Below are 13,331 nucleotides of genomic sequence, written 5' to 3'. Positions count from 1 at the left end.
GCACTGCGAACCCTTTTCTTATAACGAAATTAGCGACAAATTACAGCGTAATTGCAGCGTCTAATGTCATCACGATCATATCGTTGAACGTGGTTTGACGCTCATCAGAAGTGGTTTTTTCGCCAGTACGGATATGGTCAGATACAGTTACCACACACAGTGCACGAGCACCGAATTCATGGGCAACACCGTATAAACCAGCGGCTTCCATCTCTACGCCTAACACACCCATTTTTTCCATCACGTCAAACATTTGTGGATCTGGAGTGTAGAACAGGTCGGCAGAGAAAACGTTACCAACACGGATCTTAGTGCCTTTCACTTTGGCAGATTCGATCACGGCATTCATCAGCTCGTAGTTCGCGATAGCAGCGAAATCTTGGCCTTTGAAACGTAAACGGTTAACTTGAGAATCGGTACAAGCACCCATGCCGATGATCACATCGCGCACTTTAACGTCAGTGCTGATCGCGCCACAAGTACCCACGCGGATCAGGTTCTTAACACCGTAGTCTTTAATTAATTCAGTTGCATAGATTGAGCATGAAGGAATACCCATGCCTGAACCCATAACAGAAATACGTTTACCTTTGTAAGTACCGGTAAAACCTAGCATGTTTCGAACGTCAGTCACTTGCTCAACATTTTCTAAGAATGTTTCAGCAATATATTTTGCACGTAATGGATCGCCTGGAAACAGAACTGTCTCAGCGAATGCGCCCTCTACAGCATTAATGTGTGGTGTTGCCATCGAAATAACCCCTGTTTATTTTATTAAGACTTAAGTCTTTGTTTACTGGCGGCCCAATGTTGGCCGCCAAATCGAGATCTTGCACGTTTACTTAGATAAACGACTCACCGTATTCCATCGGCTCAAGCTTGAAGTAGCTTGCGATAGATTGACCGATATCGGCGAAACTGTTACGGCGACCGAGTGACCCCGCTTTCAGCCCTGCGCCATAGGCCAATACAGGCACATATTCACGAGTATGGTCAGTACCTTGCCATGTTGGGTCGCAACCATGGTCAGCAGTGAGGATTAACAGATCGTCCTCATCCAGTAGCGCGAGCATTTCAGGTAAACGCGAGTCGAAATACTCCAGCCCTTTCGCATAACCTGCCACATCACGGCGGTGACCATAGTGGGAGTCAAAATCAACAAAGTTAGTGAATACAATAGTATTTTCACCCGCTGATTTCACTTCGGCTAAAGTCGCATCAAATAGCGCTTCTAAACCGTTTGCCTTCACCTTTTTGGTGATGCCACAGTAAGCGTAAATATCGGCAATTTTGCCCACACTCACGACTTCACCACCGGCGGCTTTTAACTTATCTAATACTGTCTTCGCTGGCGGCTCGAGGGAGTAATCCTTACGGTTGCCAGTACGAGCAAAGTCGCTTGGGCCTGTGCCATCGAATGGACGCGCAATCACGCGACCAATGTTGTAAGGCTCTAACTCTTCACGGGCGATTTCGCAAAGACGATATAAATTTTCTAAACCAAATGTGCCTTCATGGCAGGCAATCTGGAATACCGAATCCGCCGAAGTGTAAAAAATCGGCTTGCCAGAACGCATGTGCTCTTCACCTAACTCTTCCAGAATCGTGGTACCAGAAGCATGGCAGTTACCTAAAAAGCCATCGAGTCCTGCACGGGTTAGAATCTTATCTGTCAGCTCTTTAGGGAACGAGTTTTGGTGCTCGCTGAAATATCCCCAGTCGAATAATACGGGCACACCCGCCATTTCCCAGTGACCACTCGGGGTATCTTTGCCCGAACTTAATTCCTGAGCGTGGCCATAGGCACCAATCAGCTCAACATTGTCCGCAAAGCCTGGAGCAAACGCCCCCGTGCTTTCCATCGCCGCATGGGCCAAACCTAAACGCGCCAAGTTTGGCAGCGTTAACGGACCTTCACGGCCGATATCGGCTTTACCTTCGGCACATGCTTTAGCGATATGGCCAAAAGTGTCAGAACCCAGATCCCCAAACTTGGCGGCATCGCCAGCGGCGCCCACGCCAAAGGAATCCAACATCATTATAACTGTACGTTTCATAATTCTTCCTTAAAGATCCGCTGCTCGGATATAAGCATAGATCTCAGGTGTTTTTTCTGGAGCGACGTCATCAATACGAATCGCTTTTTTCACGGCTTCTTCCGCTTGAGCAAAGGCATCTTCAGATTGCGCGTGGATCACGGCAATCGGCGTTGAAGCATCAATCTTATCGCCAAGGGCACAGACTTGCGTCAGACCAACACTGTAGTCGAGTGCATCACCAGGCTTGCGACGACCACCACCTAAGGTAACCACGGCCAAACCGAGTTCGCGGGTGTCCATGCTGTGGGCATAACCTTGGGTATCGGCAAAGACAGGGCGAATAATTTGCGATTGCGGTAAGTACTTACTGTAGTTTTCGACAAAATCGACTGGGCCACCGAGGCCTGAAACCATCTTGCCAAAGATCTCGGCAGCGCGGCCGTTATCTAATACGCGGTTTAACTTGGCACGGGCATCCGCTTCATCGGTCGCGAGGCCACCTAGGAGTAACATCTCGGCACAAAGACCCATAGTCACAGCGTACAGACGAGGATTACGGTAAGCACCGGTTAAGAAGTCGATGGCTTCTTTCACTTCAACCGCATTCCCCGCACACGAGGCTAATACTTGGTTCATGTCAGTGAGTAAGGCCGTTGTTTTAGTACCAGCGCCATTGGCTACCGCTGCAATACTACGAGCAAGCTCTTCAGAGGCTTCGTAGGTTGGCATAAATGCGCCGCTACCGACTTTGACGTCCATCGCCAATGCATCGAGACTACAAGCTAATTTCTTAGAGAGAATTGAGGCGGTGATGAGGGAGATGGATTCGACGGTCGCAGTGTTGTCACGGATGGAATAAAAACGTTTATCGGCGGGAACCAGATCGCCAGTTTGGCCGATAATCGCCACACCAACGTCTTTAACTACTTTGCGGAACAATTCACTCGAAGGTTCGGTTTGATAACCGGGAATAGCGTCGAACTTATCGAGCGTACCGCCTGTGTGTCCGAGTCCGCGACCCGAAATCATCGGCACATAACCACCGCAAGCCGCAGCCATGGGGCCGAGCATGAGACTAATCACATCACCGACACCACCTGTACTGTGTTTATCGATGACAGGGCCATTCAGACCAAGTGATTGCCAGTTGAGTACAGTGCCAGAATCGCGCATTGCCGTGGTCAAAGCGATTCTTTCATCCATATTCATGTCATTAAAATACACAGCCATGCCTAGTGCGGCGATCTGACCTTCCGACACTGCATTAGTGGTTATGCCCTTAACGAAGAACTGGATCTCTTCTGTACTTAAGGCTAACCCATTGCGTTTCTTACGTATAATTTCCTGAGCTAGAAACATGATACTGCCTCCAAGCTAAATACTAATACAACATATCCGTTATTTAGCTTTGCAATGAAACATCAAAACTGTAGCAATATTACAATTACATGCTATCGAAGTTTTGATGTTTCCAACTAGATTTAGGTCACACTTAATTAGTTTCGATATACGATTTTGGTATTAATCGAGATGCAATGTTCGATTAATAGCCTTGAGTCGGCTTAGGCGCATCGGCTAATTCTAATGTGTGTAACAAGCTGTTGAGTAAGCTTGAAGCACCAAATCTAAAGGTACGTGGAGAGACCCAATCCGCACCGAGAATACGCTCAGCCACACCTAAAAACTCTGCAGCTTGAGCAGCATCACGTACGCCGCCAGCAGGCTTAAAGCCCACTTTGGTGTTCTTTTCACTGATCACAGTCAGCATGATTTCGGCCGCTTCAAGGGTCGCGTTGACAGGTACTTTACCGGTAGAGGTCTTGATAAAATCAGCACCCGCATCGATAGACAGTTCAGAGGCGCGGCGGATAAGCGCAGGATCGGCTAATACACCTGATTCGATAATCACTTTCAGTAATACATCGCCACAGGCTTCTTTACAGGCTTTGACTAACTCGTAACCGACACTTTCGTTACCTTCCATCAGCGCGCGGTATGGGAATACCACGTCAACTTCATCGGCACCATAGGCAACGGCGGCACGGGTTTCTAATACAGCAATAGCAATATCATCGTTACCGTGTGGGAAATTGGTTACTGTTGCGATTTGAATGTCTTCTGCGCCCAGCTCATCGAGGGTCTTACGTGCGATAGGAATGAAGCGAGGATAGATACAGATGGCAGCAGTATTACCCGCTGGTGTCACGGCTTTGTGACACAGGTCGATCACTTTCTGATCGGTATCGTCATCGTTTAAGGTGGTTAAATCCATAAGTTCGATGGCGCGTTGTGCTGCTTTTTTTAAATCAGTCATAATAGCTCTCCAAAATAAAAAACAAATAAATAGAAATCAGTCGCTTATACGCAACGCTCAGAGCTGGCATTATTTTGATTATTTTTATATGGCCGGGCCTTCAGGCGATGCCGAGTAATTTGTGTAGGGCAAATTACATTTTTATTAGGTATTCAATCTTGCCTATGCATAACACATACGCATCCTGACACTTAAATGAACTATAAGTGATCACGACTTGAATCCTTGAAGACCGGAAGAGAGGATACGAATAATGTCTTGTTCCTACTTTTCCGCGAAAAATCCGTTTTAGCGCGAGAAAAACACAAACCTTTATATAAACGCACTGCTCAAATTATAAATGGGTTTAGATAAAGATTCATGACACATAAAAGATGGAGCCGCCATCGCGGCTCCAACGGCTTTTACAAGAAATTAGAACTTGTAAGTAGCTGACAGGTAGTGAGACCAACCTGTTGATTCTAGAGCCAGTGCACCAGCACCGTCTTCTAACAGGTAAACGTCTTTGAAGCCTTTCAAGCCATAGCCCAGAGCGTAACGATCTGAGTGCCAGTATAGACCGAAGAAGATGTTACCACCGTTAGAGGTTTTTGGTACGAAAGCAGTCTTGTCTTCGTCAGCACCGAATTGGTAATCGATGTAACCTTGGAATGACAGGAAGCTCTTGTTGTCGAAGAAGTAGAAAGGCTTGAACCAGTTAGCAGAGAATTGGTAACCGTTCCACTCTTTCGCGTTCATGTCGTAATAACCGTACAGGTTCATACCTGTTTTGCCTAACCAAGGCACGTTTACGTCAGCACCAACACCCCAGAAAGTAGAGTTAACGCCTTCACCGTTCAGACCGTCCCAGTTGAACAGAGTAGAGAAGTAAACTTCTTGTACTGGACCGAAAGATAAATCTTTACCAGTTAATGCATCGATAGAAACACGTGGAGCAAATTTCATGAACAGTTTGCTGGTGCCTGAACCTGGGTTCTTGTCACCGTCTTTGGTGTTCTCGTTTGCTAAGTTGAATACGTCAACATAACCATACAGATCGAAAATACCAGAACGGCCGCCGAACTCCATTTCTAAGTAGTTGTGTTGGTCGCCAGAAGCTGGGTTATCAGGCTTTTCGCCGATAGAGTACATAGCGTTGAACTGCATCCACTTGTAGTCAGAACCGTGAAGGTCTGAACGGTCTGCAGCAAATGCGTTACCAGACATTGCAGCTACTGCTGTAGCAGCTAAAGCTAAAGTTTTAACGTTTTTCATCATCAACCCCATTATTTTGTTTGCTACCGTCAAGGGTAGCGTTCTTTTTGTGGCGCTCGCATTCTACCTCGATTAAAAAAAATCTCAATAATCTGGCGTAAAATCACGAACACAAAATTCTTAATTGTGAACAAAGTCGCGACTTGTTGTTTACGATTAATTAACTTAACCGTACGTCACGACCGTTAAGACAGCATCACAGCTAAAGTCTAGTTGTAATCTGGCCTATACAATCGGGAAATATTCACTACTGGAAAATGGTTGAATTAACTTAGGTCCCGCCCTGCATGGTCAGGACCCAGTTAGTGGGGAGCGTCTCCCCTACACGTCTATGCTTAGATAGCTAAGAACAGACCTGCAATTGTTGCACTCATTAAGTTAGCTAAAGAACCGGCGATAACTGCACGGATACCTAACTTAGCTAAATCGTGACGACGGTTAGGAGCCATAGCACCTAAACCACCTAGCAGAATCGCAATAGAAGACAAGTTAGCGAAACCACACAGTGCAAACGAAATAATCGCTTTAGTTCTGTCAGTCATTGCTAAACCAGTGTCAGCAACAATCATACCGCCATCAGCGATGTCTTTTAGGTATGGAGCAAAGTTCAGGTAAGCAACGAATTCGTTAACAACGATCTTCTGACCGATGAAAGAACCAGCAACCAGTGCTTCGTTCCAAGGTACACCGATTAAGAAAGCTAAAGGCATGAAGATGTAACCAAGGATCAGTTCCAGTGTTAAACCTTCAACACCGAACCAACCACCTACACCACCGATGATGCCGTTGATCATTGCGATCAAACCAACGAAGGCTAACAGCATTGCACCAACGTTTAACGCTAAGTGCATACCAGATGAAGCACCCGCAGCAGCAGCGTCTAATACGTTAGCTGGCTTATCAGGATCTTCTGGTAATTCATCCATATCGTTTTTAGCAACTTCAGTCTCTGGGTGCATCAGTTTAGCCATTAATAGACCACCTGGTGCCGCCATGAATGACGCAGCAACTAAGTACTCAATAGGCACGCCCATTTGCGCGTAACCAGCCAGTACTGAACCTGCGATAGAAGCTAAACCACCCACCATGATCGCAAACAGTTCTGATTGAGTCATAGTTGGGATGAATGGACGAACCACTAACGGCGCTTCAGTTTGACCAACGAAGATGTTAGCAGTCGCAGACATAGATTCAGTACGGCTTGTGCCTAATGCTTTTTGCAGACCACCACCGATGATACGGATGATCCACTGCATGATGCCTAAGTAGTACAGAACGGCGATCAGAGAAGAGAAGAACACGATAACTGGCAACACGTTTACCGCGAAGATAAAGCCAAGTTTGAAGTTAGCTAAATCACCGAACAGGAAGCCGATACCGTTTTGTGCATAACCGATAACGCTAGAAACCGCGTCAGATACACTTTTCAGGATATCTTTACCGACAGGAACGTACAGTACAAAACCACCGAAGGCGGCCTGGATGGCTAATGCACCACCCACAGTACGCAAGTTAATTGCTTTTTTGTTATTCGATAGGAGGAAACCTATCGCAAGTAGGACGACCACCCCTACTAAGCTCATCAATATATTCATTAACCATCACCCTATTGTTAACACTTTTTAATTATGTTGTTAATCAACCTATTTCCGAGTCAGATTATACCCGAGAGAAAGTCGAAAATCGTCGTTTTGATCAAAATTTTGGAGTTTAATTTCAACCGCTTAGAGCAAAATGCTATTGCGACCTACACCTGTTTAACCAAAAACAACTAAAGGTCAAACAGTTGCATTGCATTCGACACCAAGTGTTCTGATATTAGAACACTAGATTTTTTTTGCAAAGTTGCAATTTTGTCTATAAAAAGTACAGCGTTAGCGGGTTGATTCCGTTTTTCTGTAACATTTTGCGGGGTCATGGCTGGAGAATCAGTCTCAAGTAGGAAGCTGTCTAGGGGCAATTCGCTGACGGTTTTGAGCAGTTTTTTCGCATTGGGATTCATCACTAAGCCCCCAATACCTAGCTTAAAACCCAACTTAATATATTCAGCAGCTATATCGGGACTGCCAGAAAAGGCGTGTATTACGCCACCTTTTGGGAGTTTGTGGCGCTTTAAATGGGACAATACCTCTTGATGAGCTTTGACTGCATGGACGATAACGGGCAAGTTCAGCTCATTGGCGAGAGTTAGCTGCGCATCGAAAAATGCTAACTGTTTACTCCAATTATCAGCATAAAGTTTGTCTAATCCGCATTCACCAATAGCAACAAAACGGGGACATTCTCGTAACTGAGAAACTTGAAATGTTAATGCAGAAATAGCCTTATCAACATCTTCGGGGCAAAACCAAGGATGGATACCTAAGGCAAAATAACATTGATATTGCTCTGCAATCGCCAACTGCTTTTCCCAATGCAGCGGGGAAACTCCCGGAATAATCAGATTATCGATGCCCGCTTGTCGCATACGCTGCACGACCTGTTCGCGGTCACTATCAAACTCTGCGAAATCGAGGTGTGCGTGGGTATCTAGCATCATCAATCTGTTACTCCGATTTTGTTTCTCCTTGGGGTGCAGGCGCCTTTTCTTGGCAATTCGGCTTGTTGCGGGCTAATGGCGGGTCCTCCAATCGAGGCATACAACAACGGCGATTCTCTGGCGTCAGCCCCATCTTGTCACACCAACGAATATAGGCACGCCACGCCCGAGTTATCCAATGAATCATGAGTCATCCCACAAATTGTAGATACAAAAAAGGCGGTGAATCACCGCCTTTTAGCCTAGGTTACTTACCTGTTAGTGTTCGCGCGTTTTAGCGAACTCGATATCAGGGTATCTTTCCATCGAAAGATTTAAGTTAACCATAGTTGGCGCAATATAAGTTAAGTTATCGCCACCATCGAGCGCCAAGTTTTGGCTGCACTTACGGCGGAACTCTTCTAGCTTACGCTCATCTTTACAATAAACCCAGCGTGCCGTTGAAACGCTAATACCTTCGTAAATCGCTTCAACGTTGTACTCGCTCTTTAAGCGGCCGACAACCACTTCAAACTGCAGCACACCCACAGCCCCAACGATCAAATCGTTCGAATCTAATGGACGGAATACCTGCACAGCACCTTCTTCAGACAACTGAACTAGGCCCTTAAGCAATTGTTTTTGCTTGAGTGGATCACGCAGACGAATACGGCGGAACATTTCAGGTGCGAAGTTAGGTACACCGGTAAAGCGGAACTTTTCACCTTGGGTGAAAGTATCACCAATACGAATGGTCCCATGGTTATGTAAACCAATAATATCACCAGGATACGCCACTTCAGCACGTTCTCGGTCACCCGCCATAAAGGTCAAGGCATCACTGACGTTAACATCTTTGCCAATGCGCACATGGTGCATCTTCATGCCTTGCTCATAGCGACCCGAGCAAACGCGCATAAAGGCAACGCGGTCACGGTGTTTAGGATCCATGTTAGCTTGGATTTTAAACACAAAACCGGTGAATTTTTCTTCGTCAGGCATGATCATCCGCGCATCGCTTTCACGAGGCAACGGCTTTGGCGCCCACTCCACAATACCATCGAGGATATGGTCAACACCGAAGTTACCCAATGCAGTACCGAAGAAGACTGGCGTAAGTTCACCCTTTAAGAAGGCTTGATGATCAAATTCATTCGATGCACCGCGAACCAACTCCATTTCATCACGTAAATCGGCAGCATAACTACCAATCGCCTTATCCAGCTCAGGGTTATCGATGCCTTCAATCACGCGGCGCTCTTGAATCGTGTGTCCCATACCGCTCTGATACAGTACCACTTCATCACGCAGAATATGGTAAACACCTTTGAACTCTTTACCGCTGCCAATAGGCCAAGTGATAGGCGCACAGGCGATATTAAGAACATCTTCAACCTCATCCATCAGTTCGATGGGATCGCGAATATCACGGTCGAGTTTGTTCATAAAGGTCACGATAGGCGTATCGCGCAGACGCGTGACTTCCATCAATTTGATGGTACGATCCTCTACCCCTTTTGCCGAGTCGATAACCATCAAGCAAGAGTCAACCGCCGTCAAGGTGCGGTAAGTATCTTCTGAGAAGTCTTCGTGGCCGGGAGTATCGAGTAGGTTAACGAGCGCGCCACCATAGGGGAACTGCATGACAGACGTAGTAATCGAAATACCACGGTCTTTTTCCATTTCCATCCAGTCAGACTTAGCATGCTGACCCGATTTTTTGCCCTTAACGGTACCCGCTTTCTGCAGCGCGTTTCCGAATAACAGCACTTTTTCGGTAATGGTGGTTTTACCCGCGTCGGGGTGCGATATAATCGCGAAGGTGCGACGTTTATCGACCTCTACTTTATTGTCTGACATTTAACCTATGCACTCGTATCGCTAAAAAAGGCGCAAATTATAGCGCCTCAGTGCGTACTTGGCTAGGTAAAGCCCAAGATGTGTCTCGGGCGATATGGCTTATTTTGTGCCTTCGAGCAAACCTTTAACTTTGGCTAACTCAATTCGCGCGTATCTGTGCTCAACAAAGTCATAGATATTGGTCGCGAGGGCAAGACGGAAATAATTCGCCGCCTCTTGGTATTGATTCTTGGCGATTTCGATTTTCGCGAGGTAGAAATACGCTTCACACAAACGCTCAGCATATTCTTTGGGGTGGGTCAGGCCTAACTTGGCGTCAGCAAAAACCTGCTCGCGGCTCTTAGCACCGAGGTAATAATCAACAATTACGGTTGACCAGGCATCGGCTTCCAGTCCCTTGCGGTGCTCCTGTAACTGACGTTTAGCTTCCTCAGCGTTATCCTTTGACTGGATGAGATATAACCACAGGGCGCGGTAACCGTCTTTATTATCGCCGGCATAAAACGCCTGCATATCTTTTAAGGCGAGATCGTTCCGATCACCATAATAAAGCGCAATGCCGCGATTCAAATAGGCATAATCATAGTTTGGCGACAGCTCTAATACCCCATCAAACGCCTCATAAGCGCTATCGTATTCACCCTCTTGGGTGTAATAAATACCAAGGAAATTATAGGCATCGGCTAAGTCGGGTTGCAGTTTAAGCGCCTGCATAAAATCGATACGCGCCATTAAGCGTAAACCAACGCTGTCGTAAATCACGCCACGGTCGTAATGAAAACGTGCGCGCTGCTCGTTGGTTAGCTCAACCGCCGATAATATTTCATTCAGCTTGGCAAGGGTGACTTCAACTTTATAGTCTGGCATCACGGGGGCGATGACTAACTTGCCTTCAACGTCATTTTGGTTGTCTAAGGGAGACTTAGTGGTCGCACATCCAGCCAACATCAAGCTGGCACCCGCCAGCACAGCAACAACAGCGGTTCTAATTTTAAGACTCATCCATTTCTACCTTTTTAGATTCCCAACCCACGCAGAAGAATGTTCATGATAGCAATCCCACTTCAGGACTGCTATTGAGGAATAGCATTAAACGCAATTTTATTAAACCTAAACAAACAAAAAGGAGATCAATTGATCTCCTTTTAGTCACGTCATGTCGAAACTGACGCCGATAATGTCAGTAAAGACGATTATTCAGCAGCGGCTTCTTTAGTCTGTGCTTCTTTGATTGACAGACGTACACGGCCTTGACGATCCACTTCCATGACCTTAACAGTCACTTCTTGGTTCAGTTCAAGGTGGTCAGAGACGTTAGCAACACGCTCATCGCTGATTTGCGAAATGTGCACTAAACCATCTTTGCCTGGCAGAATGTTAACGAAGGCTCCGAAGTCTACGATACGGATAACTTTACCGTTGTAGATACGACCCACTTCAACTTCAGAAGTGATTTCTTCGATACGACGGATGGCTTCACGGGTTGCATCGCCATTTGACGAAGCAATCTTCACAGTACCGTCATCTTCCAGTTCGATAGTGGTGCCAGTTTCTTCGGTCAGAGCACGAATTACCGCGCCGCCTTTACCGATAACATCACGGATCTTCTCAGGGTTGATCTTGATAGTTGTGATACGTGGTGCGTGGTCAGAGATATCATCACGGTGTGAACCAATTGCTTGGTCCATCACGTTCAGGATATGTACACGCGCGCCGTAGGCTTGTTGCAGTGCAATTTCCATGATTTCTTTGGTGATACCTTCGATCTTGATGTCCATCTGCAGTGCAGTCACACCGTCACGAGTACCGGCTACTTTGAAGTCCATGTCACCTAAGTGGTCTTCATCACCTAAGATGTCAGACAGAACAACGAAGTCATCGCCTTCTTTAACTAGACCCATAGCGATACCCGCTACAGAAGTCTTGATGGGTACACCCGCATCCATCAGCGCCAGAGAAGTACCACATACTGAAGCCATAGAGCTTGAACCGTTTGATTCAGTGATTTCAGAAACCACGCGCACGCTGTATGGGAATTCTTCAGCCGTTGGCATAACCGCGTTGATACCGCGCCATGCTAACTTGCCGTGGCCGATTTCGCGACGCTTAGGTGAACCCACCATACCTGTCTCACCCACAGAGTAAGGAGGGAAGTTGTAGTGCAGCATAAAGCGGTTAGTACGCTCGCCCATGATGCTATCAATCTTCTGTGCATCACGTTCAGTACCTAAAGTACAAGTCACCAGTGCTTGAGTTTCGCCACGGGTAAACAGTGCACTACCGTGAGTACGTGGTAATACGCCAGCTAATACGCTTAATGCGCGAACCATGTCTGGCTCACGACCGTCGATGCGCGGCTCACCACGGATGATGCGACCACGAACCACTTTCTTCTCTAAGCTACCGAGCAGACCGTCAACTTCACGTAAATCCACTTCTGGGTTTGCAGCCAGCAGCGCTTCTTTAGCAGCGGCTTTAACCACAGCAACTTGAGCATAACGCTCTTGTTTAACTTGAATTTGATACGCTTCAACAAAACCTGCTTCAGCTAATTCTTTAACTTGAGCAACTAAGGCTTCGTTCGCCACAGGTGCAGTCCAGTTCCACGCTGGTTTGCCTGCTTCTGCTTTGAATTCGTTGATGGCTTTGACCACAACTTGTTGTTGGTCATGACCGTAAACCACAGAGCCTAACATCACTTCTTCCGGTAAGGCTTGAGCTTCTGACTCAACCATCAGTACTGCGCTTTCAGTACCAGCAACAACCAAGTTTAATTGGCTAGTCGCTAACTGTTCAACAGTTGGGTTCAGTACGTATTCGCCATTGATATAACCCACGCGCGCTGCACCTAATGGGCCGCTGAATGGGATACCCGAAATAGCAAGCGCAGCCGAAGTACCGATCATTGAAATAATATCCGGCTCGATTTGTGGATCGACAGATACAACAGTAATGATCACTTGAACTTCGTTTGTGAAGCCATTAGGGAAAAGAGGACGAATTGGACGGTCGATCAGGCGAGCGATTAATGTCTCATCTTCTGAAGGACGACCTTCACGCTTAAAGAAACCACCAGGAATTTTACCTGCTGCGTAGGTCTTTTCTTGATAGTTAACAGTCAGAGGAAAGAAGTCACGGCCTGCTTCAGCTTCTTTTTTACCAACAACAGTGACTAACACTGTCGTGTCACCCATGCTAGCTAAAACGGCAGCGTCTGCTTGACGTGCTATGACACCTGTTTCCAGGGTGACTGTATGTTGACCATACTCAAAACTCTTTACAATTGGATTCACGTGACCCATTCCTTAATTAATGACCTTGAATTACGCGCGTAAGTATACTGCAA

General features: G+C 46.5%; 11 protein-coding genes. All 11 read right to left on the bottom strand.

Features of this window, described 5'->3' with window-relative positions; all coding sequences use genetic code 11:
• Positions 1-40: 40 nt before the first annotated feature.
• On the bottom strand, positions 41-751 hold the full coding sequence (gene deoD, locus N7386_RS05365; RefSeq protein WP_011621831.1) for a purine-nucleoside phosphorylase: 711 nt from the start codon (positions 749-751) through the stop codon (positions 41-43).
• 91 nt (positions 752-842) lie between these two features.
• Complete coding sequence (locus N7386_RS05360) at positions 843-2,057, bottom strand: phosphopentomutase (protein WP_248966464.1); 1,215 nt, start codon at positions 2,055-2,057, stop codon at positions 843-845.
• 9 nt (positions 2,058-2,066) lie between these two features.
• Positions 2,067-3,398: a thymidine phosphorylase gene (gene deoA, locus N7386_RS05355; RefSeq protein WP_126512626.1), complete on the bottom strand. Its 1,332-nt coding sequence runs from the start codon at positions 3,396-3,398 to the stop codon at positions 2,067-2,069.
• 184 nt (positions 3,399-3,582) lie between these two features.
• The gene (gene deoC / locus N7386_RS05350) at positions 3,583-4,353 is read right to left on the bottom strand and encodes a deoxyribose-phosphate aldolase (RefSeq protein ID WP_011716152.1); all 771 of its coding nucleotides are present in this window, start codon (positions 4,351-4,353) and stop codon (positions 3,583-3,585) included.
• Positions 4,354-4,767: 414 nt separating this feature from the next.
• A complete protein-coding gene (locus N7386_RS05345) occupies positions 4,768-5,607 on the bottom strand; it encodes an outer membrane protein OmpK (protein WP_011716151.1) in 840 nt (279 codons plus the stop codon).
• A 335-nt stretch (positions 5,608-5,942) separates the two neighbouring features.
• A complete protein-coding gene (locus tag N7386_RS05340; protein ID WP_011716150.1) occupies positions 5,943-7,202 on the bottom strand; it encodes a NupC/NupG family nucleoside CNT transporter in 1,260 nt (419 codons plus the stop codon).
• Between the two features lie 176 nt (positions 7,203-7,378).
• A complete protein-coding gene (locus tag N7386_RS05335; protein WP_041412946.1) occupies positions 7,379-8,143 on the bottom strand; it encodes a TatD family hydrolase in 765 nt (254 codons plus the stop codon).
• A gap of 10 nt (positions 8,144-8,153) precedes the next feature.
• A complete protein-coding gene (locus tag N7386_RS23500) occupies positions 8,154-8,333 on the bottom strand; it encodes a hypothetical protein (RefSeq protein ID WP_041412565.1) in 180 nt (59 codons plus the stop codon).
• Between the two features lie 71 nt (positions 8,334-8,404).
• Positions 8,405-9,985 carry a peptide chain release factor 3 gene (gene prfC / locus N7386_RS05330; RefSeq protein WP_011716148.1) on the bottom strand — a complete coding sequence of 527 codons (1,581 nt, stop codon included), beginning with the start codon at positions 9,983-9,985 and terminating at the stop codon, positions 8,405-8,407.
• A 99-nt stretch (positions 9,986-10,084) separates the two neighbouring features.
• The gene (gene nlpI, locus N7386_RS05325; protein ID WP_011621823.1) at positions 10,085-10,987 is read right to left on the bottom strand and encodes a lipoprotein NlpI; all 903 of its coding nucleotides are present in this window, start codon (positions 10,985-10,987) and stop codon (positions 10,085-10,087) included.
• Between the two features lie 191 nt (positions 10,988-11,178).
• The gene (gene pnp / locus N7386_RS05320; protein WP_279767298.1) at positions 11,179-13,278 is read right to left on the bottom strand and encodes a polyribonucleotide nucleotidyltransferase; all 2,100 of its coding nucleotides are present in this window, start codon (positions 13,276-13,278) and stop codon (positions 11,179-11,181) included.
• Positions 13,279-13,331 lie beyond the last annotated feature (53 nt).

The organism is Shewanella sp. GD04112 (genome assembly GCF_029835735.1).
Classification (GTDB): domain Bacteria; phylum Pseudomonadota; class Gammaproteobacteria; order Enterobacterales; family Shewanellaceae; genus Shewanella.
This window is presented reverse-complemented; position numbering and strand designations above follow the sequence as displayed.

Excerpts from the sequence above, each read along its gene's own strand:
- N7386_RS23500 (WP_041412565.1), bottom strand. The coding sequence starts at position 8,333 with ATGATTCATTGGATAACTCGGGCGTGGCGTGCCTATATTCGTTGGTGT.
- N7386_RS05345 (WP_011716151.1), bottom strand. The coding sequence starts at position 5,607 with ATGAAAAACGTTAAAACTTTAGCTTTAGCTGCTACAGCAGTAGCTGCA.
- prfC (WP_011716148.1), bottom strand. The coding sequence starts at position 9,985 with ATGTCAGACAATAAAGTAGAGGTCGATAAACGTCGCACCTTCGCGATT.
- nlpI (WP_011621823.1), bottom strand. The coding sequence starts at position 10,987 with ATGAGTCTTAAAATTAGAACCGCTGTTGTTGCTGTGCTGGCGGGTGCC.
- deoD (WP_011621831.1), bottom strand. The coding sequence starts at position 751 with ATGGCAACACCACACATTAATGCTGTAGAGGGCGCATTCGCTGAGACA.
- deoC (WP_011716152.1), bottom strand. The coding sequence starts at position 4,353 with ATGACTGATTTAAAAAAAGCAGCACAACGCGCCATCGAACTTATGGAT.
- N7386_RS05360 (WP_248966464.1), bottom strand. The coding sequence starts at position 2,057 with ATGAAACGTACAGTTATAATGATGTTGGATTCCTTTGGCGTGGGCGCC.
- deoA (WP_126512626.1), bottom strand. The coding sequence starts at position 3,398 with ATGTTTCTAGCTCAGGAAATTATACGTAAGAAACGCAATGGGTTAGCC.
- N7386_RS05340 (WP_011716150.1), bottom strand. The coding sequence starts at position 7,202 with ATGAATATATTGATGAGCTTAGTAGGGGTGGTCGTCCTACTTGCGATA.
- N7386_RS05335 (WP_041412946.1), bottom strand. The coding sequence starts at position 8,143 with ATGCTAGATACCCACGCACACCTCGATTTCGCAGAGTTTGATAGTGAC.